Below are 26,023 nucleotides of genomic sequence, written 5' to 3' on the forward strand. Positions count from 1 at the left end.
GTGGACGGCAAGGTTATCATATACCAGCTCACGGCGAAGCTGGTTGATAGCGAAATCGATATCCCGCAGGACGCGCAGGATATTATGTACTACACGTTGTCGGTAGGCCATCACACCGGCGTCATGGATTGCTTTTCGGCGAAACTGTCCTGCCCGGTCGAAACGTTTTCGTCGGTGCTTGAAAACATATCCGATGATAAGGCCCGGTCTAAACTCGGGGGGATACTCCGATTCGGCGAGATCCAGATCGATAAGAGCCATCTGCCCGTACTCAAGCAGGCCATCAAACGCACGTTGCGCGAGCTGTACACGAGGAAGGATACGAACCCTTATTCGGCCGAACTAGTTTGGATGGGCGATTTCATGCAGCTGCTCGATGCGACCGAGAAGGAGGCGGCCATGTATCTGATGGGGAGGAGGGTCGATGACTGACAAGGTGCTCTTGACGGTTGGGAGCGTGTTGCGGGGCGATGACGCTGCAGGGCCGTTGCTCGCCAAAATGATGTCAGGCGATCCCGAAACGGGCTGGACGGTTATCGACGGCGGCCAAACCCCCGAAGACGAACTGCGGACGATCAGGCGCTTGTCGCCTGATGTCGTTGTGGTGGTCGATGCTGCCGCTATGGGCTTGGAGGCGGGTGCGATACGTCGGCTCGGGGTGGATGACGTTGCGCAGAGCTTTCTCATCACCACCCATGCGCTGCCCATGACGTTTTTGCTCGGCCAGCTGGAAGAGGCGGCGGAAACGGTACTTTTCTTAGGCATCCAACCTGCCGATACAACGTTTTTCAATCCTTTGACGCCTGCAGTTAAGACGGCGGTCGAAGAGCTGTACGAACGGTTTTTGGCCGGGGACGACCTTACGGCGTACCCGGCGTATGAAAGAAGCCATCCAGACATGGCTACGAGGTGAAAGGAACGACCATGATGATCGATGCCCAGATGCCCACGAGAATCGTTTTCGGAGCGGGTCGGCTCGATGAGCTGGCCGCACTTGACCTTCCGGGGTCGCATGCGCTTATCTGCACGAGCAAAAGCGAGAGGGCCGAGCGGAAGGCCTTGCTCGATCGGGTGATCGGGTTGCTCGACGGCGCAGACGTTGCAGCAACGGCCTACGAAGGCGTAACGCCGAACCCGACTAACGAGCAAGTCGGTGAAGCTTGTGCTCTCGCAAAGGAGTCCGGATGCGATTTCGTCATCGGACTGGGAGGCGGAAGCAGCATCGATGCAGCCAAGGCCATTGCCATGATGATGCGGCAAGACGGCGATTTGTGGGATTATGCCTATACGGGCAGCGGCGGTAAGAAGGATATACTCCAAGCGGCCCCTGTTGTTGCCATTTCGACAACGGCCGGCACCGGTACCGAAACCGATCCCTACAGCGTTATCACGAACGTAGAGACGGGCGAAAAACTCGATTTCGCCGCCGATGTCCTGTACCCAGCCGTGTCGATCATCGATCCGGAACTCATGGTATCGCTTCCGGAAGACCAGACCATCTACCAGGGGATCGATGCGCTGTTTCATGCGGCGGAATGCGCGATTACCAATAGGGCGGAAAACAGGCTCGTGGACGTGTTCGCGCAAGAATCGATATCCCATGTGCTCACGTGGCTTCCGGTCGTCGTGAAGGAGCCGGGCAACATCGAGGGTCGGACGATGCTCGCGTACGCGGCCGACATATGCAGCGGCTACACGCAATCGCTCATCAACACCACGTCGCACCACATCATCGCTCAAACGATCGGGGGCATGTTCCCGTCGGTCCCCCATGGTGCGAGCCTGATCATGATTGCAGAGGAATACTACAAGCGCATCGCCGCGTTCGTCCCCGACGAGCTCGACCTAGTCGGTGCGTACCTCGGCGTCGATCCGTGCAACCATCTTCCCGGCCAATCGTTTGCAGAAGGATTGGCGCGTTTCTTCGATCGACTCGGCGTGCGCGGCCTTCCTCTGTCGGATTACGGCATAGCGTGGGAGGATCTGCCTGCCATTGCAGATGCGGCGGTCAACCGCACGGGGATTGCCGATGTCGACCTGTACACGCTGACCGAAGAGGACGTACTCGGCATCCTGCAAAGATCGTATCGATAGCGAAGCGGTATGGAACGCGGCGGGTACAGCGCGCTCTGCGAAGCGTGGTATGTCGAAGGAGACGGCTGGACGCCGGTTACCGAAACCGTAGCGCTCGAGGTGCCTGTCGCCATCCACTGCAACGGTCTGTTCGTCGAGGAAATATCATGCACCCCCGAAGATGTTGAAGATCTGGTTATCGGACACCTGTACACCTCGGGGGTAATCGATGCCTTCGACGACGTATCCCTCGTCGAAGTCGCTGCGTGCACGGTTGGTTTTGAAGCGCATGTTTGCGCGCCCGGGCCGAACCTTGCCCTCGAATGCTCTTATGCGCTTTGCCCGGCTGGCGATTGTCCTGCGGGGGATCTAGAAATATCGCCCAAGGCGGTGCATCGGGCAAGCTCGGCTCTTCTCGGCGTTCAGGACATGCACCGAAACACCGGTGCTACCCATGCGGCCGTATTCGCCGACGTTTCGGGAAGCTACCGCTTTGTACGGGAGGACATCGGAAGGCATAACGCCGTAGACAAGCTTATCGGTGCCCTGCTGAGAAACGATGTCGACCCGTCAAGCGGATTCGTTCATCTTTCGAGCAGATGCGCCCTGGATCTGGTGAAAAAGTGCTCGACGTTCGGCATCCGGCTTATCTCGACCGTATCGGCACCGACTTCGGCGGTGCTCGATTTTGCCGATGAGCGGGGAATCACGCTCTGTGCGTTTGCCCGAAACGGGCACTTTACCGTCTACACCCATCCAGAACATCTGTCGAGATGATCGAGGTGTCCGACCGCCTTCGATAAGGTCAGAGCGCGTCGGGGTGCCTGATGTTGGGATCGAAGGCGCAGCGGGACGAAGGCGCAAACGGCAGCCGGCCGCTGTCCGGAGCTTGAGCGGATTCGGATGGTTCGCCCGACGAGCACCCGCCGAAGACTATGATTTCAGCGGGTGCTCGTCAGCAGGCTGATCAGTCGATGCGCATGATGGAATGCTCGGTTACGTAATCGTTCGCTTTCAGCCTGAGCGCCGAGAGCCGCGCTTCGGGCATTCTGCCGTTTCGTTCGAAATCGAGCCGGATCATCGCTTCGAGTCCGGGGGATGCGGCTGCTCTGAAATACTCGTCGAGGTCCGCATCGTCGACCTCGAGCCCGAAATGCTCGGCGACGGCATCGAGCGCGAACTGCCTGACGAGCTGCTCGCGCACTTGATTCGAGAAGTGAGCCATGAGTTGTTGCTCGGTTATGCCCTGCTGACGGAGAAAATCCTCTTTCGTCGTTTCCTGTTGAGCGAGCTGATCTTCGAAAGACTGCAGGATGTCGGCAGTGACGGCCTCGTATACCGCGGGCGAGATTTCGCCGTCGAATCTTTTGACGAGTTCGTTGGCGCTTTGCAGGTTCTTGTAATGGCGGTACTCGATCGACTTTCGATCATAGATGGTTTCGCGTGCGTTTCTCCTCAAGCCTTCGACGCCGTCGGTGTCGGGCATGTTTTCGCGAACCCACTGATCGTTCAGTTCGGGGACGACCATCTTCTGCACCTTTTTAGCGGTTACGGTTGAGGTGTAGTGCTCGATCTGGGGCTCGTAGTTCTCATCGAGGGTGAAACCGGGATACTCGTATACGATGGTTTTGGTTTCTCCCACCCTCATCTTCATAACCTGCTCGTCGAAATCGGGGGGCATCATATCTGCGCCGGTGGTGTAGGTACGGCTCTCCGAACAAAGCTGATCGCAGCGAACGCCGTCTTTGAACGTTTCGATTTCCAGCTCGACGAGATCGCCTTTTCGTATCTCTGCGTGGCTCGTGTCTTCCTCGAGGTACGCGTGGCTCTGGGCAAGGGTTTTCAGATAGCGCTCGACGTCCTCGTCGGTAACCTCGAGAGGCGGCACCGTGATGTGGACGGGATCGTACGAAGAGAGCGAAAACGACGGCTTGAGCGTGCAGAGCGCTTCGAAGGAAAAATCTGTATCGCGTGCGAGGGATCCATGCGCGGTAAGGGCCGGTTTACCGACGATCTCTACATGGTTTCCTTCGGCAGCGAAGGGAAACGAGTATCCCATGACGGATGTTTCGAGATGCTTCTCGACCGCTTCTTTTCCAAGTTTGATGGTGACGGCTTCTGCAAGATCCTGGCCGTCTTCGGGTGCGATGTTGTTCTGATAGGCCAACGCAATGGTGAATTGATCGATAAGCGTATTCACGTCATCTGCTTTGATGGTGATGCTGAGGGTGGCGCGATCGTCATCGATGCGATCGTATACTGATTGCAGCTCCATGGTACTACTCCTTCGCATACGGCCGAACCCTGAGGCAGGCCTTCTGACCTAGGCCGCATATGCGCTAGGTCGATACGGAACATATAGTCATCGGATGCCGCTTGTATCGGAAAAGATACCATTTCAGTATAGCACAGAGCGTCAGGCATCGGACGATCAAACGTGCTTTTAGGCAGGTTACATCATGTTTTTCATCAAAGGTTTGTCGAAGCTGACGATTTCGTGGTTGTACAGATGGTTTCGTGCCACAAGCAAGCAGTCGATGTAGTCGAGCATGCTAGCTCCGAACAGGCGCGTGGCATAGCGAACGATGTCTTCCTCGCTGACGCGGATGTCGTCAAGGAGGTTGAGCAGCGCTTCGCTGACGAGTGAACGGGGAACCCCGTACACGTCGCGAAGCGTAACCGCTACGCGAGCGAATATCTCGGGATAGGAATACGCATGGCCGTCAGCGATGAGCTTTGCTGCTTGTTTGGCTTTTCTTTTGTCGTCATTGAGTAGATAGCGCAGGATGACGCTCTCGTCTATGATCGTAATCATTTTTTAGCCAATGACGATATCCACGATTCGCGCTCCGTTTCGCGCGCGATGGGTTTGGAATACTGATTCAGAAAGCCGAAAGCCCCGTCGCCCCCCTTTTGCTCGAAGCTTTTTATCTGGAAGGGGAACTTCTGATCGAGCGTGCACTGCTTCAGGAAGATCCTGACCGCTTCGGAAAGGCTCGTTCCCATGGAATTGAATAAAACTTCCGATTCGGCCTTCAAATCGGCGTCAATTCTGACGTGCAAGATGGTTTCTTTCATAAAACCCCCCGTAAAATGTGAAAAATGTAACACGATTGTACTACATTTAAGAAGAAGATTCATTTACAAATCCGAGGTTTTCGGGTAGCGAGCGATACTGGTAAAACGCAGAGAAAAACCTGTATCAAACAGGGAAAACATAAATATAAGCATTCCGCTGTGCTTTTAAGACACCTTTCTTGACAACCCATTTGAAGCCAATGTAATAATGGACGGGCATCGGATGCACTGTCGTTATCAGAATCCTAACTGAATTGGGGGGAGGTGTAATCCGAATGACCTTAGGACTTGGTTTGCTCTATGTCGGCTGCGTTCTGTTCATGAACGGGGTGGGAACCCTTCAGAAGTGGGACCCGAAAGCTATGGCGGTCATGAACTTCTTTACGGGCGGTCTTCTCGTAGTCATCAACTCCATCAACATCGCGTATACGGTCGTTACGGTGGGGGCTAGCGGTATCGGCGCCGATTTCTACGGGATAGCCACCAACATGCTCTTTGGTTTTACCTATCTGTTCGTGGGATGTACGAACCTGTTCCAGCTCGACGGAAGGCCGCTTGCGTGGTATTGCCTGTTCGTGGCAGTCAACACGCTTCCCTGTGCGTTCCTGTCGTTCACCGCAGACGCCGATCCGATCTTCGGAGTCATATGGCTCATCTGGGGGACCTTGTGGTTGGCGTACTGGTTCGCCGGCGCGGAGATGAAGGTAACTCTGGGGCCGAAGTTCATTGGTTGGTACACCGTAGTTGTAGGCATTATCACGTGTTGGGTTCCCGGGTACATGCTCTTGGCGAACTGGTGGCAATTCCTGTACTAAACGTACCGAAAGTTGGGTTTTAGGGTAAGGCGAGGTGAGCCTTTACCTTGGAATCAAAGGCGAGTGAAGGCACTCGCCGAAACCGACGGCGAAGCGCGCAGCTTCGTCGAGATTGGAGGAAAGAGTTATGGGCAGTATCGGAAGTATGAACAAACCTGAGAACGGCTTCCTGACAGCACTGATTCAGTTCCCCGTGCCGATCGTCAACTCTCGAGCAGACATCGACAAGCAAATCGAAAGTATCGTCCGCACGCTCCATGCGACCAAGGCCGGTTACCCGGGTCTCGAGCTCATCGTGTTCCCCGAGTACAGCACCCAGGGCCTCAACACCGCGAAGTGGCTCACTGAGGAATTCCTGTGCGACGTTCCCGGTCCCGAGACCGATACGTTCGGCCAGGCTTGCAAAGAGGCTGGCGTCTACGGCGTCTTCTCTATCATGGAACGTAACCCCGATCCCAGCAAGAACCCCTACAATACCGCGATCATCATCGATCCCAACGGCGAGATTTGCCTGAAATACCGCAAGCTGTTCCCGTGGAACCCGATCGAGCCTTGGTATCCGGGCGACCTCGGCATGCCGGTTTGCGACGGACCTGCCGGCTCCAAACTCGCCGTGTGCATCTGCCACGACGGCATGATCCCCGAGCTTGCTCGCGAGGCTGCTTACAAGGGTTGCAACGTCTACATCCGCATCTCCGGTTACAGCACGCAGGTTAACGAGCAGTGGATTCTCACCAACCGCTCCAATGCATGGCACAACCTCATGTACACGCTGGCCGTCAACCTTGCCGGTTACGACAACGTGTTCTACTACTTCGGCGAAGGCCAGATCACCAATTACGACGGCACCGTGCTTGTTCAGGGCCATCGCAATCCGTGGGAGATCGTCACGGGCGAAATCTTCCCCTGCCAAGTAGATCAGGCGCGCCGTTCGTGGGGCCTCGAGAACAACATCTACAACCTCGGTCATCGCGGCTACGTTGCCCTTCCTGGCGGCGAAAGCGATGCCGGCCTGACCTACATCAAGGATCTTGCAGCTGGCAAGTACAAGCTTCCTTGGGAAGACGACATGAAGATCAAAGACGGCAGCATCTACGGATATCCGACGACCGGCGGTCGTTTCGGCCAGTAGAGGATGCGAGCTAGTCGGGAAGCCGTGCTTCTGTGACGCAATGCGCTAAGTTATGTGCCGATGGCCGTTCGAAAGGGCGGCCATCGTACGTTTCGCATTCTTGCCGATCGCAAGCCGGGCGGCTGCTAAAGCGCCCGCTCGGTTTGCGATCGTTTCGCCTGGCCCCGGGTCTACTTCACCACGATGGTCGGCACAATCTCGTTCACGGCGTTTTCCCAATCGACCTGGGTTTCGAATTGGGTGTCGCCGATTTTTGCGGGGTGGATGATCTTCTCGGCGGGAACGGTGCCGAGCGTCTGCAGCGAAACGAGGTCCTCGGCTACCTCGGGATCGAGCAGGTCGGCCTGCCAGCCTTCGGGCGAGGGGGCGTCGGGGCGGTTGAGGTTGAACACGAGCCACGCGAAATTCGTCATCCACAACTCGATGCGCTGGTTGTCCCCGTTGACCTTGCTGTACATCATCGAGTAGTCGGCGCTTCCCGTGTCGGCGGGCTCCGAAGCATCCTGGACCGTAAACGCGATCAACGGTGCGGCGGGAAACGAGGCGGAATACACCGATACGACCCCATCGCTTTCCTGCTCGATGTCAACGCGCCCGTGCCAGTACGAAGGTATGTCGAATGCAAGCAGATCGGTGCTCACATGGTCTGCTGCTTCGGACTCGTCTGCCTCGCCTGTTTCGGCTTCTTCGGTCTCGTCGGTTATCTGCAGGTTCCGAAGCGCCGACGCATGCGCTTCCTCGCGAATGCGGTCGTTGATTTCGGCGTTTCTCGCGGAGGTCTTTTCCTGGAGGCCGAAGTAATCGAATCCGCTAGAGTCGAAGGTGGTCGCTTTGGCTTCGGGCGGTGCGGTAAGCGAGATGAGTGCGGCGAGTACCACGACTATGACAGCGGTGAGTACGCAGGAGATAACGACTCCTCGCGTGGTGATCGTGCTTTCCTGATGTTCCATGATTACGTGCTCCTTAGTGCCTGCTGGCGAGCTCCGTATAGTTCGTCAGTGTGCGTCATAATAGGTAAGATGAGACGAGTATAGCGAGCCTGCTGAGCGATGTGGCGCCAAAACGCTGTTTGTAGAAGCGGCGCAAACCAGCGGTAAACGAACCGTTTTAGTACGCTCCGTGCGTGCCCGGCTCCAAAAGGGCAACGATTTGCACGTTGGTCACGTGCGTCGGGTATGGTAGGCGGTGAAAAACGAGGCATCCGAATGGGTGCAGTAAGGAGCATTGGTATGAACGTATACGACTTTAAGGTGAAAGATGCAAAAGGCAACCTCGTCGATCTCGCAGCCTTCGACGGCAAAGTTCTGCTCATCGTGAACACCGCGACCAAATGCGGGTTGACGCCCCAGTACGAGCAGCTCGAAGCGATCTACGAGAAGTACCGCGACTGCGGTTTCGAAATCCTCGATTTCCCTTCGAACCAGTTTCTCAAGCAAGCGCCGGGAACCGATGAGGAAATCGCTGAATTCTGCACGCTCAACTACGGCACCACGTTTCCGCGGTTTGCTAAGGTCGATGTGAATGGCAAGGATGCCGACCCTCTGTTCGTCTGGCTCAAGGAGCAGCTACCCGAAGAGCAAGGCGATGAAGAGGCGGAATCGTTTGCCAAGAAAGTGAAGGCCCTCAAGCCGTTTTCCAAAAAAGGTGATATCACATGGAACTTCGGCAAGTTTCTCATCGGCCGCGACGGCAATCCGATTGCTCGCTTTGCTCCGGCATATGCGCTCGAAAAGCTCGAGGCAGATATCGAAAAGGCGCTCGGGTAGGTTGGTTTAGCTTGCCGCAGCACCTCGTTGGCGATGGCTGCTTGGTCGGCGAGACTGCATCCATCAAAAGAGCGCGATATGTGCTATCAAAATAGAGGGAACAGCGCTATCGAAATAGAGGATTCGCGGGTCATTCGACTTATTGCCATTCGCAACTTTTTACGATCGCGAAACCAAGAAGCGGGCGTCCGATGCCGGATGCCCGCTTCTCGTTGTTTCCGATGTGCCTCTACTTTTCAGCCAGATGCTTTCCGATCGTGTATCCGATGAGGTAGGCGCAGGCCGAAGTGTTGCCGTCCATGTGGTAGGGGATGATGGAGGCGTCGGCGACAATGAGGTTCTCCGTGCCGAACACGTTGCCCCACCCGTCAACGGCGGCACCCGCCTCGGCTCCCATACGTACCGAGCATTGGTCGTGATAGGTATGGATGAACGAGGTGCGTACGTATTCCTCGAGCTTGTCGTCATCGGCGAGTACTTCGGGCGAAGGCGAAACGAGCGCATACGCAGGATCGAGTTCGCCCATCTTCTCGGCCATGGGGGCCACGTAGGTGCGCAGGGCAGCCATGAGCGTTTTCGCATCGCGATCATCGGTGAGGAATCCGAAATCGCCGAGCATGATCTTGAGTGGGTCGGCGCTTTGGATGTCAAGCGTTCCGCGGCTTTCGGGGTTCACGCAGAGTACGCTCAGGTAAAGCGCCTGCGGTGTTGCACCGGTGGCCATGATCTGGATGGCGCGTTCGTTCGGTTCGCCCTTGCCCTCGGGCGAGGGAAGGAAGGCCCCGCCGTGGATCTTCGCATTTGCGTCGTTTTCGGCGAGCTGGGCGATGTCGTCGGGGTTGACGGAGAGCACGGCTCCCACGTACGCGTCGTCGGCAAGGTGGCGTCCCACGTGCTGATTGTCGGCAACGAGGTCGACGCCTGCTTCGGCGAGTTCCCGTTTCGGGCCGACGCCCGACACCATCAAAAGCTGCGCGCTGTGGATGCCCGCGCATACGATAACCTTTTTCGAGGCCTGCGCCTCGTGCTGCTCGCCTCGCTCGACAAAGCGCACGCCCGTCGCGCGGGTGTTGTCGAAGAGTATCTTCGTTGCGGTCGATTCGAACCGGACGTCGAGGTTTCTGTTTCCCTCGCGCGCATCGGCCAGAGCGGGTTCGAGAAACGAAACCGAGGCGCTGGCGCGTTGACCGTCGGGCTTTTGGTACAGCTGCCAGCTGCGAAACGGGCCGATGGGGGTCGCGGGATCGTTGTAGTCCTCAACCGCGCGACGACCCGTAGCCCGTTCGAAGGCGACGGTCATCTTGTCGACGAGTTCAGGGGGCGTGGGATGGTTCTGGCGAATATGGAGCAGGCCTTCCGTTCCACGCACCTCGGGGTTGCTCGACTCGCCGAGGTAGTTCTCGAGCTCTTTGAAATTCTTGGTGGCTTCTGCGGGCGACCACTGGGCTCCAGCGACTTTCGCCCAGCGTTCGAGGATGAAGGGGGTCGGACGCACGTACATCTCGCCGTTGACCGAAGAGCCGCCGCCTGCGAGGCGGCCTCCTGTGACGGGGAAGTCGCGTCCTTGCGCTCCCGGCTGCGGGATCGATTGCCCCCACCAGAAGTACTCGGGGAAGTGGCGGTAGAGGTTCGCGTTCGGATCTTGGATGAGCGGATCGGCATCGTTGTTCGCGCCTGCTTCGAGCAGCAGCACCGAAGCCGCGCCGTCGTCGCTGAGGGTCTTGGCCATGATGCTCCCGGCGGGGCCGGAGCCCACAACGATGTAGTCGTAGGTTTTCGTTTCCATGATTCACCTCGTGTATCTGTGCTGCGTGCAATATGCAAAAGCGATCGACGGTTAAGCGTCGCATGCGCGCGGTCTCGCGTTTGAGCACGGTTCGCAGCAATGGTTTTTTCCAACGGTAGCACGGAGCGTGCGGGCAAGGGGAGCGCTCGGATAACCGTTGATGCCTTTTCACGAAGCTGTTGCCGTGCTGCGACGCGAGTGGATGCCGCAACCGTGCGTAAGCCTTCGTCGTGGCGGATGCCCCGCAAGTTTGTAATCCTTGTGCGGCATTTGAGCAAGGCTTGATTCATTCAGGTTGATTTCAGGGTTGGCTCCTACCGTAGGGCTTGGCGGTTTGAAGGTGCAGCGGTTTTCGAAGGAGACCAGCTATGAGTAGTCAAGACCCGTAAAGCAGTTTTGCGAGGAATTTCACTTTGTAGATTTTTGCACTTTGACAGTCCCATATCGAATCACTCGGAACGCGATGCGAGGGGGTTCCTCGCGACCTCCGGGTCGTAGGGTTCTTGCCTCGAGAGCACGGCGTAAATCACGTGGACGAGCTTTCTCGAGACGGCAATCAGCGCCTCGCGGTGAGCCTTCCCCTCGGAGCGCTTCTCGGCATAGTAGTCGTAGAACGGCGTCTTCAGTTTGAGTTGGGCCATCGCCGCCAGGTAGAGCGCGCGGCGCAGGTAGGGCGATCCCTGCTTGGTGATGTGATTTTCGTTGGAGGAGAACTTGCCGGACTGGCTCACGGAAGGGTTGATGCCGGCGTACTTCACGACGGCGGGCGCGCTGCGGAATCGGCGAATGTCGCCGATCTCGGATACGATCCGGGCACCGAGCACGTGCCCGATGCCGGGGATCGTGAGAATCAGCGGCTCGACGGCCTCGATGCCGCTGCGGACCCTGGCCCCGACCTCGGCGATCTGCCCCTCTATGGAGTCGATCTGCTCGATGAGCAGCTTGATCTGGAAGGAGAAGACGGAGGCCGCCACGCTGATGCCGCACGACGTCCTGGCGATGCCCTTGATCTCGTCGGCCTTATCGCGCCCGAGATTGCCGCGGCTGGCCCTCTCGAGCGTCTTCGCCAGGGAGTCGGCTCTCACCCCGAGGCACTCTTCAGGTGTCGGGCACCTCTTCAAAAACGCTTTCGAGCTCTCGCCGAAGGTGTCGGAGAAGATGGAGCCGTACTCGGGGAAGACCTGGTCGAGAGCGACTACGACCTGACGCTTTAGGTCGGCGACGCTCTCCTTGAGCTCTTGGTGGAGACGCGTGAGCTGGCGCAGCTCGATCATGGCCTCGTCGCCCAGCTTGCTCGGCTCGAAGTCGCCGCAGCGCAGCGTCTCGGCCACGAGCACGCAGTCGATCATGTCGGTCTTCACGCGCGAGCTGCCCTTGAACCGGCGCATCGCGTCGGTGCGGATGGGGTTTACGACAGCGACGGCGTACCCCTCGTCCTGCAGGCGGCAGAACAGCGGCAGCCAGTAGTGGCCGGTCGCCTCCATGCCCACCAGCAAATCGCCCTTCGACTCCGCCAGCCCCTCGAGGTAGGCGACGCACCTGCCGAACCCTTCGGTGGAGTTCGCGAACGGCATCGGCTTCGCCGCGTCGCGGCCGCGCTCGTCGGTCGCACCGACAACGTGCTCGTTTTTCGCTATGTCTATCCCGGCATAGATCATGGTCCCGCCTTCCGTACGCGGCAGGCCCCTGCTCACCAAACGGGCTCGCAACCTCCTGAAGGAGATACGGGGTAGCCTCGATGAGGCTCCGCCATCCAGCTAATCCGCGATCCGCCCCGAATGGGGCAGGCTGTCAGTCTCCTTCGCAGGGTCGGAAACGCCCCAGGACACATGCCGACATGCCTGCCCAGCCAGTAACTGCATCGCATTCTGAATGATTCGATTGGAACAGTCAAAAAGCGATAAGAAGACTATAGGAGGCTCGCATGGCGAAAGGCGAACGGGTGCATATCGATAGTAAGCATGCTGCCGGTAAACTGGGAGCGCTCGTGCTGTCCCTTGTGCTCGTAGCGGCATGCACCATGCCCTACGATGCCGTGAACGCGCTTGCCGACGAGGGTTCTGCATACGCATCTGCCGGAGATTCGCTCCAAGCGGACGACTCGGTGCACGTAAGCTCGGTTTTCTCGAAAGCGGTGCAGTATGCGGCGAATGTGACGGCAGACGCTGTAGCATCGAGTTCAGATCTGCTGCTCGATTCGGAGGCAACGAGCCTGTTGACAGATGCAGGGGAGGCTTCGAATGATGGGGGCAGCGCAGGCGTTGATGACGCTGTTGTGATACTGACCGGGACCGATCACGTGCTTGAGCGCGATATCGAAGTCGATGCCATCGGCACGCTTGATCTTTACCTGCTTGAGGGATCGACGTTCATCGGCACCGTTTCGGTCGTCGACGGTGCCGAGGGCTTGACGGCAGATCATCCGGTTACGGTGAACATCGACAGACACTCGACGTGGATCGTGACGGGCGATTCGACGATTTCCAATCTCAATGCCGAAACCGGTGCAGCGATCGTCGATGAAAACGGCCTGACTGCGAGCATTGTGGTAGGGGGCAAAACGTCGGTAGAGGGAAAGAGCCCCTATGTCGTAACCGTTACGGGCTCGTTCACCGGCGAGGTGGCGGCAGGGGTATTGCGCTGACGAATGCGGTTTTCGATCAATCTTCTTCGGATTCCGAACAAGATAGGATGTTTTGACAAGCATCGCCGCAGGTTTGTGCGGCGCTTAGATCGTCGCTTTCAGCAGCCCCGCCGCTGCGCGGAAGAACGGCTCGCGCGACTCCTCGGCGACCTTGTCGGCGAAGCGCGGCATCCAGGCGAGCGCGTGCTCCTCGAGGAAGCGCTCGCGGGCCGCGGCCCATCCGCCCTCGGGCGGCCCGGCTCCCTCGGGAGCCCCAGCCGGGCCCGCGTCGAGCATGCAGAGGTACTGAAGGAGCTCGAGCTCGGCGTCTATGCGGTCGAGCGGCTCGTTCGTGCCCTCGGGGCGGCCCACGCCGCACGACCTCATGAAGCGCTCGACCGCCATCGAGTGCGGGTTCACGAACAGGAGCGCCTGCACCCCGTCGTCGGCCGCGCGCCACACGCCCTCGTAAGGGCTGACCGCGGGCTCGGGCGCGCCCACGAACAGGCGTGTCGCCTCGGCGCGCAGGGCGTGCAGGAGGGATTCGGGTTCTTGGCCAGCGTAGGCGGCGAGGCCCGCGTCCCAGCCTTGCGGAAGCGCGAGGCCGAGCGCGCCCGCGACCTCGGCGGCCGCCTCGGCCCACTCCCCGGACGCGACGGCATCGGCGAGCTCCGCGCCCGGGTAGCGGAAGGAGAACGCGAGGAGCTCGTAGGCGGTGGCGAGGGTACACACTTCTTCCGCCCGGTCTTCGGCCTTCTGCCCTGCACCGTCAGGAACGCTATTCATCATGACCGCCTCTTCCCTTTCTCACCAATCCGTACAGCCATTTCCAGTGCACGACCACGTGCACGAGCAAAAGCGCCAAAAGCGCCTTCGCGGAGATAGCGTGCAGCGGGTCCCAGAAGTAGTAGCCGTCGGCGTACAGCCCGAATGCCGGCAGCACCTCGCCCGAGATCAGCAGCCCCGACACCGTGACCGCCATGAACGCGACCAGGACGAGCGCGTCGAGCGCGAGGTTGCCGCGGGCGGCCCACGTGCTGCCGCGTAGCCCCCGGGCGGTCGAGGCGATCCAGTCGACATGCTGGGCGCAATGGGCCAGGAACAAGACCAGCGCGCCGATCCCCAGCCACTCGTGCACGGCGATCCCCGTGACGGCGGGGTTGGCGGCGACGAGGTAGACGGCGAGCGCGACGGCGTCCACGGCGAAACGCTTCCGGTCCATCTACTTCACCTTCTTCACGAGCAGCACGAGGCCGACGACCAGCGCCACGGGCGCGAGCACCCACAGGTTCAGGCTCATGTCGCTCGGTTGGTAGTAGCGGGTCGCGAGCGTGTCCCACGCGTGGCACTCGGCGCTCGCGCACGAAGCCTCGGGGCACTCCATCTCGTGGACGCCGTCGGGCTCGGGCACGTCGCCGAACCCGTGGCAGCTCCCGCTCGCGCACGCGGTCGCGGGGCACGGCGAGTCTTCGGCGATCGCCTTCGGGATCCCCACCGACGGGTCGGCGAGCGAGCCCGCAGCGAACACGCACGCGCCGACCGCTGCGAAGGCCAGCAGGGTTATGAGGGTTTTCCTTACCATGGCGGATCCTTCGTCCGGCTCGCCGCGAAAGCCCCGAGCAGCGGGGGCTTTCGCGGCGGACTTAGGCTAGCGGGGGTTTTCGGCAGGCTTGAGGGGCAGGTATTTCAGCCCCAACAGCAGCACAAGCGCACCCAGCCCGATCACGCCGAGCGCGATACCGAACTCGATCGGCGTCGGCCAGTACACCATGCCCTGGTAGGCGTTGGCGAGCGTACCCGTCGCATCGGTCACCGTCATCGGCGTCATCGGACCCGCGTAGTCGAGGTTCGGCATCTGGAAGCCGCCGACGAGCAGCTGCACGCGCTTGCAGAAGATCGCAAGTATCGCCGCCGCGGACGCCGCCGCGATCAAGCCGTTTCTGCGCAGCGACGGCACGAAGGCGACGACCGCCGCAAAGGCGCAAAGAACGATTTCCGCCCAGAAGAACGGCGCGAGGGGGCCCGATACGAGCATGTCCACGACCTCGGCGCCCGAGCCGCCCGGAAAGGCGGAGGTGAGCAGGTCGCAGCCGAAGAAGTAGAGGTCCACCAGCACGAAGGCTCCGAGCATCTTCACCATCCTCACGACGTTTGCCTGCTCGAGCTCCATATAGCCCGCACGGCGCAACGCGATGACCGCCACGAGCACGAGAGCCGTACCGCAAACGAGCGCAGACGAAACGAACCAGGGTGCCAGAAGCGCCGTGTGCCAGAACTCGTGGGCCTGCTGGAGGCCGAAGATCCAGGCGGTCACGCTGTGCACGAGCACGGCGCAGACGAGCGCGACCACCGATACGACGCGCAGCGCCCTCTCGGAGACTTTCCCCGCCTCGGCGCGCAGCGTCGCCCAGAGGTACACGACCGACAGGATCAGGTAGATCGAGATGACCGCGATGTCCCACATGAGGGGCGAGCCCAGATTGGAGTAGGCGAAGAGCTCCCAAAGCCGCAAAGGCTGCCCGAGGTCGATCACCACGAAGGCGACGGCGAGCACCGTGCAGCAGATCGAGGTCCACACGGCCACCTTCGAGATGCCGCCGAAGCCCTTCATGCCGAACGCGCGGGGCACCGACGAGATGATGAGGCCGCCGGCGGACAGGCCCACGAAGAACATGAAGCTCGTTATGTAGAGGCCCCACGAGTCGAGGTTGCGCATGCCCGTCTGCACGAGGCCGCCTGTGAGCTGGACCCCCCACAGCGCGATGCCGGCCACGGTCACGATCGCGGCGATGACGATGCCGACGTTGATGCCCTTGCCCCCGAACTTGGCAGCAGGAGCCTTGGGCGACGTCGTCGCCTGGTTGTTCTCAGACATTGTTCTCTCCCTTTCTGCTTAGACGAGGTAGTAGACGGAGGGGTTTGTATCGCGGTCGGTAAGAAGTTGCATATACTCCTGGCTGCGAATGAGCTTCGATACTTCGGAATCAGGATCATCGAGATCACCCCAATGGCGGGCTCTCTCGGGACACATTCGCATGCAAGCTGGTTCTTCGCCTTTGTTCAGACGCTGGTAACAGAATGTGCACTTCTCCACTACGTGCTTTTGGTGCGAGGGAACATCGTCATCGCCGGTACTGAAATCGAAGTAGGACGTCGGCTCTTCCCAGTTGAACGAGCGCACGCCCGTGTAGGGGCATGCAGCCATGCACATGCGGCAGCCGATGCACTTGTCGTAGTCTTGACGAACGACGCCGGTTTCCTCGTCCCGAAACGTGGCTCCTACAGGGCACACTTTCACACAAGCTGGATTTTCGCAATGCTGGCAGGCGACGGGGATGAACTCAAACCGCCCCTGAGGCCATTGATCCGAAGCCGTGTCCATCGCATTGCCGTGTTTTGTCAAAACGCGGTTCCACCATACATTGTGTGGCAGGTTGTTGGCTTGCTTGCATGCCACTGAGCACGTATGGCATCCTACGCAGCGCTTGGTATCGATAGCCATTCCGTAGCGTACCATTATTCACTGCCCCCTTCGTACCTTTCGACCTCGCACAAGCAATCATAATAGTTATCGTTGCAATCAAACGGATGCGTCATGCATGAGGTCAGATCCTGATAATGACCAGCTATGAATTGGTCGGCTTGCCAACCATGTGGAAGATTTACCACGCCAGGTCGCATTGCATTGTCAACTCGCAGCTTCACTACAACAAACCCGCGATCGTTGAATACGCGAACTATATTGCCGTCCTCCAGCCCGCGAGCCACAGCGTCTTGCTCGTTCATATGTAAGACGGGGCCATCTTGAAGTTCGAGCAGCCAAGGATTGTACCCAGTGGTAGTGTGAGTTCGGTATCGGTTGTGCGTTTGAAAGTAAATCAGTGGATATTTCTCAACAAGCGGATTTTTTTTGAATTCGTCTGCTGTTTCGACCCAAGCCTCAGCGGGCGGCTCGAAATATGGCAAATGTTCTTTGTCGACGTCGATGGTCTCGCCATAGAAGTTAATTGGGATGGGATTTTCCAAATAAAAGGATACGCGATAATCCTGCAAAAGGAAGTATGGGTCATAGTATTCATCGGGCATGACACGAATGGTCTTCTCTTGCTGCAGGCGCTCGCGTGTGATGAGCTCACCCGTGATGTCGGTTGGCTCGCCACCGGTCAATGCGTTGATGGAGGTGTGAAACATTTCGTTGATAACCTCTTCGTACGACTGCGTATACAGTGCCTCGAGACCAAGCTTGATGCCAAGTTCTTTTGCAATATCGAAATCGCTCTTGTGCTCGAACGTTGGTTCCACGCACTTTTCGCCGTAGGGGGTGTAAGGCGTGAACATAGCTACGCTGGCATCCTCCTCCTCGAGCCATTGAGCGGCAGGAAGAACTAGGTCGGAGTATTGGGCGGTTTCGGTCATGATCGGATCAACGGTGACGGTAAAGTCAACCTTATTCCATGCTTTCAGCATAGCCTGGCGGTCGGGTACGTTGGAGAGAGGATTTGCCGAGATGACGATGACGCTCTTGATGATGGCATCCTCTCCTGCATACTTGCCTTCTTCCATGATTTCTGGAAACTTGAGCGATGAGTACACAGGGCCTGGTTTTGAATCGGGAGGTATCATGTGCTGATAGTAGCTAACCGGCACCCAGCCCATGCTGGATGTAACTCCGCAGTAGCTCCAACCAGCACCTGGTTTCAGGAAGTTGCCAGTGAGCACGGCGCATGCCATGGCTGCTGTGTAGGCGGTATGGGAGTTCGTCGTATGGCCAAGGCCGTTAGGCAAAGCGAAGACGGTCGGCCCATTCCACATAGCATTTGCCAGATCGATAATCTCCTGCTCGGCGACATCGCAAACCTCGGCGGCGCGTTCGAGCGTCCACTCCGAAACACGCTCATAAAGCAGGCTCAAGGCCGTGGTGCACTGTACCTGCTCGCCGTTCACATCTACAGTAAAAGTTCCCATGAAGGCAGGATCTTTCGCTGCCTCGACATGGACGGCCTTATTTTCAGCGTTATCCCAGATAAAGGCTGGATCATTGACGTATGCAACACCAGTGCTTGAGTTTGACATGCCGTTGGGTTCTGCCTCGATACCGAAATCACTGTCCCTCAGGAACTTTCCGTCCGAAAGCTTCACAAGATACATAGCAGTTGAGCTTTTTAGTTGGAATTCCCAATCCACCATGTCGTTGTCAATGAGGTACTTGGCGCAGGCCATACCCAAAACAGTATCCGTTGAGGGACGTAAACGTATATGCTGGCTTGCTTTTGTCGCAGTGGGCGTGATTAACGGATCAATAAGCGTTACCTTCGCACCGCGTTCTTGCGCATCCTGAATGAAGCGAAACTCGTGAGGACTGCATTCTGCGGGGTTACCACCCCACAGAATAATGCTATTAGCGAAATTGCTGATAGAAGGACCGTCGCAGCCGACGCCAAGTTGCCCCAAAAGTTGGTTAACCGTCCACATCATGGCTTGGTCGGCACCGGGCAAGAAGTTGCTTAGGCCCAGGGTATTGCATAAGCGCTGCCAGGAGCCATATGAACCATTCAACATAACGGTGGAACCGTATATGGACCATCGTACGATTGATGACGGGCCGAACTCGGCCATATATCCGCCCCACTTTTGTACGATTTCATCAAGCGCCTCATCCCAAGATATCCGTTCCCACTCTCCGGCACCGCGTGCGCTGCCCTCGACGCGGCGCAAAGGATACTTTACGCGGCGATCGTTGTAAAGCGTCTGCATCATGCTCATGCCGCGAAGGCAGCCTTTGCTGCGGCCTTTCGTTGCGGGATCAGAGTCTGCATGAATACGTGGTTCGACAAGAATCACCTTGCCGTCGCGCACCTTCACATCGAATGAACACATGTTGGCGCCGCAATTACCGCGGCAGTACGTAACTTTTTTCTCAACGTTTACTTGGTCAGGGCTTTCCGCAGCAACAGCCGCAAACGTCGAGGCGGAACCCCCTAACACAGCAGCTGCTCCTGCGACAACTCCTGTAGTTTTGAGAAAGCTTCTACGAGTAAGCCCGCCTTGCGGACTGTTCGCTCCTGACATTTCTCCTCCTCAAAGATCGTGTCAGGATATCATCTGTCGGATGCTTCGATTGAAAGCCCAGACTCCCGGTTTTCCCCAAGCTCAATCCTTCAGGATATCCCCCTGATACTCCTCGAAAAGAATTGGCCAAATCCTCATACTGTCACTTTATCGCAATCCATTGCGACAATCAATATGACAAACTATTTCAATTTGAGGATAGATAACGTACATAAACAAGCGCAGAATCCGGTTTCCACCAGGTGCCTATCGGCAATCGCAATTGTGCGGGATACGGTTGCAACCACTGCGGTAGCAGCGTGAAGCCTACTCTACCGGCTCGTTTCCCAGGAGCATCGTCCTGTACAAAGGAAGCGCCTTGTTTCGTGAGGGGAGTATCGAATCATGGAAATGCAAATTCTCCCCATTACCTCATCATACGCGTACGCGATAGCTCTTCCTTATTCGCGATCGGTAAAAACCGCGTGTTAATCCAAGGACCCGCTGCTAAACCAGAATTGACGCGGCCCCGCGCAGGGCCCGGCGGCGATCCGGCGCATCGGCGCTCCGGATGGGCGCATGTCAATGGTGGTTTAGCAGCGGGTCCAAAGAATCTTTTCGAACGGGCATTCCGCAGCCTTTACCGCGGCATTCTCTTATGCGCTAGCCGAGCCTTCACGATTGCGAGGATGTCGTCTTCGTTTAAGCCCGCGTGGGAGCACGCGTTGATCATATCGTCGATCAGCAGTTCGACGGGGCTGTCGGTTGCCCGCGCTGCGCCCACGTCGTTTCTTTCGGCGACGAACGTGCCGCGGCCCTTTCTCGTGGTGATGTAGCCTTCGCGCTCCAGGTCCATGTAGGCGCGGTTTACCGTGTTGTAGCTGATGTCGAGATCGACCGCTAGTGCGCGCACGGTGGGCAGGCGATCGCCTGCGCTGTATTCGCCCGACCCGATCAGGTAGGCGATGCGGTTCTTCACCTGAATCCATACGGGAAGGCCGCTGCTGTAGTCCAGTTCAAACGATTCGAGTGCGCTCATAAAGATGTTCTTTCAGAGTAGTAAGTAGTGTTCATCATAGCAGACATGCTTTCCCATCGGCGTTTATCCATGTGGACTCCGCGTTGCATCGCCCGTTTTGTCGCCCGATCCGTCCACGAACCCGTCGCTCAGCGCGCTCGGCATCGTCACCACGGTGCCCCTCGACTTCTTCACCGTCTCATACTGCATGAGCATGGTGCGCAGCCGCATGGCGGCATCGGGATCGCCGTACACCTCGGCCGCCTCTGCCAACATCTCGGCCAAATCGCGCTCTACGCCGGCGACGGCCATGCGCGCGTTCTTCTCGCGATCGGCCTGCGCTTCGAGCGACATGACCTCTTGCAGTTCGTCGGGAATCACGATATCGCGCACCTTCACCGAGATGATGTCGACGCCCCATCCGGCCGCTTCCTTTTCGATATCCTCCTTGATCTCGACGTCGAGCTGGTCGCGGCGCAAGGCAACCTCGGCCACGGTTGAGCGGCCGACCGCCTCGCGCATGGCCGTCTGGGCTAGAAACGATACGGCCGCATAGTAGTCTTCGACTTCGGTACAGGCCTTTTCCGCATCCCATACCACCCAGAACAGTACGGCATCGATGTTCACGGGAACGAGATCGGCGGTGAGCGTCTTCTCGGCGTAGAAGGGGGTCGCGATGATGCGCTGGTCGACGCGGATCGTGCCGTGTTCGATGATGGGGATGGTGAAGTATAGTCCCGGACCCACAACGCGGTTGAGGTTGCCGAAGCGCAGCACGACCACCTTCTCCCAGGAGAGCGCGATGTGGGTCGATGAGAGCACGAGCACAGCGACGAGCAGCATGGCGACGATCGCTTCGAGCGTGATGGCCCCTGCGAGCGCATAGCCTATGCCGAGCACCACAGCGCAGGTCGCGATGAACACGGCGATGCTGAATATGAGCGCGCCGTTGCGCGACGATTTGCGCGGAACGTACGAGGTGGCTGCGCGGATTTCAGCTTCCTTATCACGTACATCGTACGGGGCATCCTTCATCATGCGGGTGGTGCGTCGTCCCATGGTCTCAGGCCTTTCTCTCAAGCTACACGGTCAACCCGAACAAAGCGTCGGGCATTTGGGTTATGTCGAACTCGGCTGTGCCGACCACGCAGAAACGGAGCGCGAATCCGCCGACAAGCAGTACAAGGGCAATCCACGCAAGCTGCGTACGGTAATTGCCGTGGGTCACGAACCGTTCGAGGGCAAAGGGCACGGCGAGGCCGCATACGATAAGCCCGAGCCAAAACAGCCAGCCGAGGCTGCCTGTTGCCAGCGCTTCGGCTGCTGCTCGCGTTCCTTCGCCGCTCAGCCCCCACGCAAGGTACGCGACAATGATCACTCCCTCAAGCACGATGAGCACGCTGTCCGCCCGGCACAGCCACACAATTGGGCGGATGAACGGATAGCGTGCTTCGACGAACGCAGTTCCGAGGAACAGAAGTGCGATGCCACATGAGAGCGAGGAGAGCACGAATGCGATAGGAAGCAGCGCCGTCTGCCAGAAGAGAATCGAAGCCATGCTCTGAAGCAGGATTCCCGTGTACGCCATCGTCACGATGCCGCTTGCGATCGAAAGCACGGCCAGGACGACGATCGCAGCCTGGGGGATGCGCGACGTTTCGAGGATCGAGAGGAGCGCGAAGGCACCCGAGCACGCAAGCGAGCAAGCGAGCGCGTACGAGCCGACCGCGATGGCCGAAGGCTCGGGTGACAGGAGCAGGTTGACAACGCGGTCCGGCCTGCCGAGGTCGGCGAAGAGGCAGAGTATGCCGAGGGCGAGGACGACGAAGCTGAGGGGCCATGCGCGTGCGAAGAACTCGTCGGGCACGGTGAAGGCACGGCGGACGCGTCGCCGAGCGCGAACTAGGGAGGCGGTGTCCGCACGAATTTCGCCGTTCTGCATCCAGCCGGTTCCGCTGCCGAATGATCGCACGTTTCCCAAAACGCCGCCGAAGCGTTGCTGCACGTTGGCGCATTCGAGCGCACCCAGCACCGCGAGCGCCCCGGCACCGGTGCCGCCTAGAAAGAGATAGCATGTGACGAACAGGGAGAACATGAGCCAGCTAAACCCCCGATACCCCTTGAGCGGGTTTGTCCCGCCCGCGTACTGCAACGCATCCGAACGGTTCCCAGCAGCTTGTCGCAATGTAATCAGACAAAGGTATTATAGCAAGTTGGTTGCGTTCGTGGTGGGATCGTGATGCCAGAGATTTTGCACGCGCTTTTGTCATATTAGATAGCGCATCATTAAGTTATATGATATATAAATCATATAATAAAGGAGGATGAATTCGAACATGCGCACCGATGTAACCAAGAAGCTTCAAGACCTACGGCACCTCGATTGGACCGAGCGGGGGGCAACGTCGGGTACGGCCGGAAGCTTTCTCAAGGCACGGGAAGTGTCGGGCGGGGGCACGTGGTACTACAAGTTGTCATGTTATGATAGCTATCGAGGGGTGTACGGCCACGAATGCGTCAATGAAGTGGTGGCGAGCCGCCTCATGGGCATCCTTGGCATCGACCATGTGGCGTATCGGCTGGTACACGCATCCGTTTCCGTCGACGGGTGCGAGTTCGAAACGTGGCTCAATCGATCGAGGAGCTTTCGGAAACCTAAAGAGCAGAAACTCGCGCTCGATACGTTTTTCGACTTGTACAAACTTCCCGGAGAGTCGCCGCTCGACCTTTGCGAGCGATTCGGATGGCTTGAGCAGGTACAGAAGATCATGCTCGTCGATTATCTGATTGCGAATCGGGATCGACACGGCGCTAACATCGAAGTGCTCCGCAACGTGAACGGCGGCTTTCGGTTGGCTCCTGTGTTCGATAGCGGACTCTCGTTCGTGTTCTCGTGCTATGACGACGAAGCGCGCGCAGGTGCATTCGATCCGCTCAAGGACGTCAATGCCAACAATTATCTGGGAACACGTTCGCTTGAGGAGAACGTCCGTCGATTCGTTACGCACCCAATACGGGTGCATCCGATCGAATACCGTCATCGAAACGAGCTGTTCGGCGGTTTGGACGGGGTGCTTTCTGCTGCTCATTTCGAAAAGATGTGGGAGATCGTGTGGGAAAGGTGGTGTATCTATGAGGCGCTTTGCAATTCTTAACGGCTCTGTGCGTTCTGCGAAACCGTGCGGATATGTGAGCTATGATCCAGGTGAGGACATGTTTTCGATTGAGATAGACGCCGATGCGCAAGAGCGCGATGTGCCCATGATGCTTGCGCCGTTCGTGCGACGGGGCGAACGTCATATCGACCCTGCTTGGGCAAGGCGTTGGGTTGAAAGTCGCATCGTTCCAGCGAGTAGGCAAAACCTCGGTGCCGTACTCAAGGCGCATGAGCTTGATAGCTATGAACCGTTTGCGTTGCTGGTGGCAGCCGAAGGACGGTGTGCGCAGGACGATTTCTATATTCGCGAAGTTGATGACTCGCACGGCGAAACCGGGGAAGCGCAGAAAGACCGTATCGAAACGCAGGGCAAGAAGGTTTCTGCGGAAATCGGCGCGAAGCTTGCGAAGGCGAGAATCGAGGCGGGCGTAACGCAGCGGGAGCTCTCTGAGCGCACCGGCGTGCATCAGGCGGTTATCAGCCGCGTAGAGTACGGCCGCGCGAACCCTACCATCGGCTTATTGGAGGACATCGCGGCGGGGCTTGGCAAGTCAATTCATATAGAAATACGGTAGACGTGGAGTAGAAGATAACGTTCTGCAAAAAGGCAGCGCCCCCATGGGAGCGCTGCCGCAGCGTAAAGCGTATCGTCGATCAACGCGGACGATCTGGAGCTTGTGCAGGCCACCAAGCGGATTCGTTACGCCGACACTTCTTCCTTCGCCACTTCTTGCCCGGCGATGCGTCCGAATACCACGCAGTCGGTGATCGCGCAGCTGCCGAGACGTACCGCGCCGTGCGTCCCGCCCGCGATCTCGCCTGCGGCGTACAGGCCGGGGATGGGGTTGTAATCCTGGTCGATCACCTGCGCCTGCAGATTGGTGACGAGGCCGCCCATGGTGTGATGGACCTTCGGCCAGAGCTTCGCCACGTAGAACGGCGGCGTTGCGATTCGGGCCGCACCCTCGAGGATCAGATCGCCGAAGTCTTCATCGACGCCCGCTTCCACAAAGCCGTTCCAGCGCGCCACTTCTGCGAGGAACTCGTCTTTCGGAATGGAGAACTCGTCGGCGATTTCCTCAAGCGTTTGGAATTCGAGGATAACGCCGTTCTTCAAGCCGCCCTCCATGATGCGCGGTGCCACCTGGGCATCGGTTGCGGGTTTGTCGCCGATGATGAGCGTTACGTGGTTGAGCTCGAGCATCTTGTCGGCGCGCTCTTTGCGGTCGCCCGTCTCCTTGACGAAGCGCTTGCCCGTTTCGGGATCGATCATGAGGCCCCATCCAACCAAACGTTCGCAGAACTGCGGGCAGTAGCCGAAGCCCAGTTCGTCGGGGCTCGTCCACGGGCCGAGCTGGATCCAATCCATGTGCACGTCCATAGCCTTGTGCTTAAGCGCCTCGCGCAGTACTTCGCCCGTCGCTCCCTCATGGTTGGTGCTCGTCAGCTCTTCGGTGAGGCGCGGTTCGTGGATCGTGCGCATCTTCACGTCGTTCGAGAATCCGCCCGAAGCCAAAACCACGCCTTTGTTGGCTTTGATGTAGGCTACGGTGCCGCTGTCCTCTTTGCCAAGGCTGTAGCGCTCGCGCACTTCGGCGCCGATGATGCGCCCGTTCTCATCTTCGATGAGCCGATCGAGCTTCGTGTTCAGCGTGACGCCGCCGCCAAGCTCTTCGAGCTTGGCAACCTGGGCCTTGATGATGTCGGCACCGGTAGCATTCGAGGTCGTGTTGGTGCGGGGGACCGAGTGACCTCCGTGGAAGTTCAGCTTCGTGAACTCGACGCCGATGCTTTCGCACCACTCGACTGCGGCCGCCGAGTTTTCGGCAACCGCCTTCACGCGGTCGACGTGGTTGTAGTTCTTGCCCGCGCGGAGCATGTCTGCCTCCATGAGCTCGACGCTGTCTTCGACTCCGGCTTCTTTCTGAAGCGGGGTGCCCGCAGCTGCCATATCGCCGCCGTTGAGCGCTGAGTTTCCTCCGTAGACGGGCATCTTGTCGATGAGGATGGCCGAGCTGCCGGCCTCGATGGCCTCGATGGCTGCCGCCAATCCGGCGAATCCCGATCCGACGACCAAGACGTCGGTCTCCTCGGTCCACTCGATCGTCTCAGGCGTGCTGCCCCCAGCTGAGGCGCTTGTCGATCCCGACGGATTGCCCGCGCATCCTGCGAGCATCGAGCCTCCTACGAGCGCTGCGCCTGCGATGCCTGCCGTTTTCAGAAACTCTCTTCTCCCTACGAACGCTGCCATGGTGTTCCCCTTCCGTGAGTGTCGGATGCCAGCTTCCCTCTGACGATTCCTACAGACTGACTGTGTTTTAAGCATACAGGCTGGTGAACGAGTACGTGAAGCAATGAGAATTTGGGCAGCCCAACCATTTCGCATCCGTTGCAACCGCTGTTTGCAGGGTTGCAACCAAAGGCTGAGGGCCCTTTCCCGCATGCCTGAATGGTAAGAAATCTGATATGATTTCAGATACCTGCAAACGCCGTTTGCACGAGGGATAGGGAAGCTCTGGTACCGGAT

Annotated in this window: 26 protein-coding genes; 10 read left to right on the top strand and 16 right to left on the bottom strand. The window is 58.4% G+C overall.

Annotation, left to right across the window (positions count from 1 at the left end; translation table 11 throughout):
* Genes hycH through FJE54_RS05505 form a run of 4 tightly spaced genes read left to right on the top strand, consistent with a single transcriptional unit; the run spans position 1 to position 2,850 of the window.
* Positions 1 to 432, top strand: a complete 432-nt coding sequence (gene hycH / locus FJE54_RS05490; RefSeq protein ID WP_139651705.1) for a formate hydrogenlyase maturation protein HycH — start codon at positions 1 to 3, stop codon at positions 430 to 432.
* On the top strand, positions 425 to 913 hold the full coding sequence (gene hycI / locus FJE54_RS05495) for a hydrogenase maturation peptidase HycI (protein WP_139651706.1): 489 nt from the start codon (positions 425 to 427) through the stop codon (positions 911 to 913). The genes hycH and hycI overlap by 8 nt, the downstream gene beginning before the upstream one ends.
* 11 nt (positions 914 to 924) lie before the next feature.
* A complete protein-coding gene (locus FJE54_RS05500; protein ID WP_139651707.1) occupies positions 925 to 2,094 on the top strand; it encodes an iron-containing alcohol dehydrogenase in 1,170 nt (389 codons plus the stop codon).
* Between the two features lie 9 nt (positions 2,095 to 2,103).
* A complete protein-coding gene (locus FJE54_RS05505) occupies positions 2,104 to 2,850 on the top strand; it encodes a formate dehydrogenase accessory sulfurtransferase FdhD (RefSeq protein WP_139651708.1) in 747 nt (248 codons plus the stop codon).
* 190 nt (positions 2,851 to 3,040) lie between these two features.
* Here FJE54_RS05505 and FJE54_RS05510 read toward each other — a convergent pair whose 3' ends face one another.
* The 3 genes from FJE54_RS05510 to FJE54_RS05520 form a co-directional block, all read right to left on the bottom strand.
* On the bottom strand, positions 3,041 to 4,348 hold the full coding sequence (locus FJE54_RS05510) for a trigger factor (RefSeq protein ID WP_180326582.1): 1,308 nt from the start codon (positions 4,346 to 4,348) through the stop codon (positions 3,041 to 3,043).
* 177 nt (positions 4,349 to 4,525) lie between these two features.
* On the bottom strand, positions 4,526 to 4,888 hold the full coding sequence (locus FJE54_RS05515) for a type II toxin-antitoxin system VapC family toxin (protein ID WP_139651710.1): 363 nt from the start codon (positions 4,886 to 4,888) through the stop codon (positions 4,526 to 4,528).
* On the bottom strand, positions 4,885 to 5,151 hold the full coding sequence (locus FJE54_RS05520) for a type II toxin-antitoxin system RelB/DinJ family antitoxin (protein ID WP_139651711.1): 267 nt from the start codon (positions 5,149 to 5,151) through the stop codon (positions 4,885 to 4,887). Before FJE54_RS05520 ends, FJE54_RS05515 begins: the two co-directional genes overlap by 4 nt.
* A 275-nt stretch (positions 5,152 to 5,426) precedes the next feature.
* Between FJE54_RS05520 and FJE54_RS05525 the strand changes: the two genes are divergently transcribed.
* Together FJE54_RS05525 and FJE54_RS05530 are read left to right on the top strand one after the other, a co-directional pair.
* A complete protein-coding gene (locus FJE54_RS05525) occupies positions 5,427 to 5,966 on the top strand; it encodes an AmiS/UreI family transporter (RefSeq protein ID WP_139651712.1) in 540 nt (179 codons plus the stop codon).
* Between the two features lie 127 nt (positions 5,967 to 6,093).
* Complete coding sequence (locus tag FJE54_RS05530) at positions 6,094 to 7,098, top strand: formamidase (RefSeq protein ID WP_139651713.1); 1,005 nt, start codon at positions 6,094 to 6,096, stop codon at positions 7,096 to 7,098.
* Positions 7,099 to 7,268: 170 nt separating this feature from the next.
* Here the strand turns inward: FJE54_RS05530 and FJE54_RS05535 are convergent, their stop codons facing one another.
* Positions 7,269 to 8,048, bottom strand: a complete 780-nt coding sequence (locus tag FJE54_RS05535; RefSeq protein WP_139651714.1) for a hypothetical protein — start codon at positions 8,046 to 8,048, stop codon at positions 7,269 to 7,271.
* Between the two features lie 279 nt (positions 8,049 to 8,327).
* Between FJE54_RS05535 and FJE54_RS05540 the strand changes: the two genes are divergently transcribed.
* Complete coding sequence (locus FJE54_RS05540; protein WP_139651715.1) at positions 8,328 to 8,864, top strand: glutathione peroxidase; 537 nt, start codon at positions 8,328 to 8,330, stop codon at positions 8,862 to 8,864.
* A 229-nt stretch (positions 8,865 to 9,093) separates the two neighbouring features.
* Here the strand turns inward: FJE54_RS05540 and FJE54_RS05545 are convergent, their stop codons facing one another.
* Positions 9,094 to 10,650 carry a GMC family oxidoreductase gene (locus tag FJE54_RS05545; protein WP_139651716.1) on the bottom strand — a complete coding sequence of 519 codons (1,557 nt, stop codon included), beginning with the start codon at positions 10,648 to 10,650 and terminating at the stop codon, positions 9,094 to 9,096.
* 449 nt (positions 10,651 to 11,099) lie between these two features.
* The gene (locus FJE54_RS05550) at positions 11,100 to 12,308 is read right to left on the bottom strand and encodes an IS110 family RNA-guided transposase (protein ID WP_139650972.1); all 1,209 of its coding nucleotides are present in this window, start codon (positions 12,306 to 12,308) and stop codon (positions 11,100 to 11,102) included.
* Between the two features lie 266 nt (positions 12,309 to 12,574).
* On the opposite strand from FJE54_RS05550, the gene FJE54_RS05555 reads away from it, so the two are divergent.
* The gene (locus tag FJE54_RS05555) at positions 12,575 to 13,294 is read left to right on the top strand and encodes a hypothetical protein (protein WP_139651717.1); all 720 of its coding nucleotides are present in this window, start codon (positions 12,575 to 12,577) and stop codon (positions 13,292 to 13,294) included.
* Between the two features lie 84 nt (positions 13,295 to 13,378).
* Here FJE54_RS05555 and FJE54_RS05560 read toward each other — a convergent pair whose 3' ends face one another.
* The 9 genes from FJE54_RS05560 to nrfD (FJE54_RS05600) all read right to left on the bottom strand — a co-directional run bounded on the left by FJE54_RS05560 (position 13,379) and on the right by nrfD (FJE54_RS05600) (position 22,491).
* The gene (locus tag FJE54_RS05560) at positions 13,379 to 14,062 is read right to left on the bottom strand and encodes a TorD/DmsD family molecular chaperone (RefSeq protein WP_255467240.1); all 684 of its coding nucleotides are present in this window, start codon (positions 14,060 to 14,062) and stop codon (positions 13,379 to 13,381) included.
* Positions 14,052 to 14,495 carry a DUF4405 domain-containing protein gene (locus FJE54_RS05565; protein WP_139651718.1) on the bottom strand — a complete coding sequence of 148 codons (444 nt, stop codon included), beginning with the start codon at positions 14,493 to 14,495 and terminating at the stop codon, positions 14,052 to 14,054. Before FJE54_RS05565 ends, FJE54_RS05560 begins: the two co-directional genes overlap by 11 nt.
* Complete coding sequence (locus tag FJE54_RS05570; RefSeq protein ID WP_139651719.1) at positions 14,496 to 14,855, bottom strand: hypothetical protein; 360 nt, start codon at positions 14,853 to 14,855, stop codon at positions 14,496 to 14,498.
* Between the two features lie 66 nt (positions 14,856 to 14,921).
* Complete coding sequence (nrfD, locus tag FJE54_RS05575; protein ID WP_139651720.1) at positions 14,922 to 16,148, bottom strand: NrfD/PsrC family molybdoenzyme membrane anchor subunit; 1,227 nt, start codon at positions 16,146 to 16,148, stop codon at positions 14,922 to 14,924.
* A gap of 18 nt (positions 16,149 to 16,166) precedes the next feature.
* Positions 16,167 to 16,790: a 4Fe-4S dicluster domain-containing protein gene (locus FJE54_RS05580; protein WP_139651721.1), complete on the bottom strand. Its 624-nt coding sequence runs from the start codon at positions 16,788 to 16,790 to the stop codon at positions 16,167 to 16,169.
* Complete coding sequence (locus FJE54_RS05585) at positions 16,790 to 19,342, bottom strand: molybdopterin-containing oxidoreductase family protein (RefSeq protein WP_139651722.1); 2,553 nt, start codon at positions 19,340 to 19,342, stop codon at positions 16,790 to 16,792. The genes FJE54_RS05580 and FJE54_RS05585 overlap by 1 nt, the downstream gene beginning before the upstream one ends.
* Before the next feature lie 619 nt (positions 19,343 to 19,961).
* Positions 19,962 to 20,360: a GntR family transcriptional regulator gene (locus FJE54_RS05590; protein ID WP_139651723.1), complete on the bottom strand. Its 399-nt coding sequence runs from the start codon at positions 20,358 to 20,360 to the stop codon at positions 19,962 to 19,964.
* A 63-nt stretch (positions 20,361 to 20,423) separates the two neighbouring features.
* A complete protein-coding gene (locus FJE54_RS05595) occupies positions 20,424 to 21,398 on the bottom strand; it encodes a slipin family protein (protein ID WP_255467241.1) in 975 nt (324 codons plus the stop codon).
* Positions 21,399 to 21,420: 22 nt separating this feature from the next.
* Entirely contained in the window at positions 21,421 to 22,491 is a 1,071-nt protein-coding gene (nrfD, locus tag FJE54_RS05600; protein ID WP_255467242.1) for an NrfD/PsrC family molybdoenzyme membrane anchor subunit, read from the bottom strand.
* Between the two features lie 184 nt (positions 22,492 to 22,675).
* Here nrfD (FJE54_RS05600) and FJE54_RS05605 point away from each other — a divergent pair, with 184 nt between their 5' ends.
* Both FJE54_RS05605 and FJE54_RS05610 read left to right on the top strand, forming a co-directional pair.
* Positions 22,676 to 23,494 carry a HipA domain-containing protein gene (locus FJE54_RS05605; protein WP_139651725.1) on the top strand — a complete coding sequence of 273 codons (819 nt, stop codon included), beginning with the start codon at positions 22,676 to 22,678 and terminating at the stop codon, positions 23,492 to 23,494.
* Positions 23,495 to 23,552: 58 nt separating this feature from the next.
* A complete protein-coding gene (locus FJE54_RS05610) occupies positions 23,553 to 24,071 on the top strand; it encodes a helix-turn-helix domain-containing protein (RefSeq protein WP_255467243.1) in 519 nt (172 codons plus the stop codon).
* Positions 24,072 to 24,196: 125 nt separating this feature from the next.
* On the opposite strand, the gene FJE54_RS05615 is transcribed toward FJE54_RS05610, so the two are convergent.
* Positions 24,197 to 25,747, bottom strand: a complete 1,551-nt coding sequence (locus FJE54_RS05615) for a flavocytochrome c (RefSeq protein WP_139651726.1) — start codon at positions 25,745 to 25,747, stop codon at positions 24,197 to 24,199.
* Positions 25,748 to 26,023: the final 276 nt, after the last annotated feature.

The organism is Raoultibacter phocaeensis (assembly GCF_901411515.1).
Taxonomy (GTDB): domain Bacteria; phylum Actinomycetota; class Coriobacteriia; order Coriobacteriales; family Eggerthellaceae; genus Raoultibacter; species Raoultibacter phocaeensis.

What these genes read in the sequence shown, in the direction of transcription:
- hycI (WP_139651706.1), top strand. Translation starts at nt 425, where the DNA reads ATGACTGACAAGGTGCTCTTGACGGTTGGGAGCGTGTTGCGGGGCGAT.
- FJE54_RS05515 (WP_139651710.1), bottom strand. Translation starts at nt 4,888, where the DNA reads ATGATTACGATCATAGACGAGAGCGTCATCCTGCGCTATCTACTCAAT.
- FJE54_RS05550 (WP_139650972.1), bottom strand. Translation starts at nt 12,308, where the DNA reads ATGATCTATGCCGGGATAGACATAGCGAAAAACGAGCACGTTGTCGGT.
- FJE54_RS05610 (WP_255467243.1), top strand. Translation starts at nt 23,553, where the DNA reads ATGTTTTCGATTGAGATAGACGCCGATGCGCAAGAGCGCGATGTGCCC.
- FJE54_RS05500 (WP_139651707.1), top strand. Translation starts at nt 925, where the DNA reads ATGATGATCGATGCCCAGATGCCCACGAGAATCGTTTTCGGAGCGGGT.
- FJE54_RS05540 (WP_139651715.1), top strand. Translation starts at nt 8,328, where the DNA reads ATGAACGTATACGACTTTAAGGTGAAAGATGCAAAAGGCAACCTCGTC.
- FJE54_RS05580 (WP_139651721.1), bottom strand. Translation starts at nt 16,790, where the DNA reads ATGGTACGCTACGGAATGGCTATCGATACCAAGCGCTGCGTAGGATGC.
- FJE54_RS05505 (WP_139651708.1), top strand. Translation starts at nt 2,104, where the DNA reads ATGGAACGCGGCGGGTACAGCGCGCTCTGCGAAGCGTGGTATGTCGAA.
- FJE54_RS05605 (WP_139651725.1), top strand. Translation starts at nt 22,676, where the DNA reads ATGCGCACCGATGTAACCAAGAAGCTTCAAGACCTACGGCACCTCGAT.
- FJE54_RS05545 (WP_139651716.1), bottom strand. Translation starts at nt 10,650, where the DNA reads ATGGAAACGAAAACCTACGACTACATCGTTGTGGGCTCCGGCCCCGCC.
- FJE54_RS05565 (WP_139651718.1), bottom strand. Translation starts at nt 14,495, where the DNA reads ATGGACCGGAAGCGTTTCGCCGTGGACGCCGTCGCGCTCGCCGTCTAC.
- FJE54_RS05520 (WP_139651711.1), bottom strand. Translation starts at nt 5,151, where the DNA reads ATGAAAGAAACCATCTTGCACGTCAGAATTGACGCCGATTTGAAGGCC.
- FJE54_RS05590 (WP_139651723.1), bottom strand. Translation starts at nt 20,360, where the DNA reads ATGAGCGCACTCGAATCGTTTGAACTGGACTACAGCAGCGGCCTTCCC.
- FJE54_RS05535 (WP_139651714.1), bottom strand. Translation starts at nt 8,048, where the DNA reads ATGGAACATCAGGAAAGCACGATCACCACGCGAGGAGTCGTTATCTCC.
- FJE54_RS05510 (WP_180326582.1), bottom strand. Translation starts at nt 4,348, where the DNA reads ATGGAGCTGCAATCAGTATACGATCGCATCGATGACGATCGCGCCACC.
- FJE54_RS05525 (WP_139651712.1), top strand. Translation starts at nt 5,427, where the DNA reads ATGACCTTAGGACTTGGTTTGCTCTATGTCGGCTGCGTTCTGTTCATG.
- FJE54_RS05570 (WP_139651719.1), bottom strand. Translation starts at nt 14,855, where the DNA reads ATGGTAAGGAAAACCCTCATAACCCTGCTGGCCTTCGCAGCGGTCGGC.
- FJE54_RS05595 (WP_255467241.1), bottom strand. Translation starts at nt 21,398, where the DNA reads ATGGGACGACGCACCACCCGCATGATGAAGGATGCCCCGTACGATGTA.
- FJE54_RS05615 (WP_139651726.1), bottom strand. Translation starts at nt 25,747, where the DNA reads ATGGCAGCGTTCGTAGGGAGAAGAGAGTTTCTGAAAACGGCAGGCATC.
- FJE54_RS05530 (WP_139651713.1), top strand. Translation starts at nt 6,094, where the DNA reads ATGGGCAGTATCGGAAGTATGAACAAACCTGAGAACGGCTTCCTGACA.
- nrfD (WP_139651720.1), bottom strand. Translation starts at nt 16,148, where the DNA reads ATGTCTGAGAACAACCAGGCGACGACGTCGCCCAAGGCTCCTGCTGCC.
- FJE54_RS05585 (WP_139651722.1), bottom strand. Translation starts at nt 19,342, where the DNA reads ATGTCAGGAGCGAACAGTCCGCAAGGCGGGCTTACTCGTAGAAGCTTT.
- FJE54_RS05555 (WP_139651717.1), top strand. Translation starts at nt 12,575, where the DNA reads ATGGCGAAAGGCGAACGGGTGCATATCGATAGTAAGCATGCTGCCGGT.
- FJE54_RS05560 (WP_255467240.1), bottom strand. Translation starts at nt 14,062, where the DNA reads ATGATGAATAGCGTTCCTGACGGTGCAGGGCAGAAGGCCGAAGACCGG.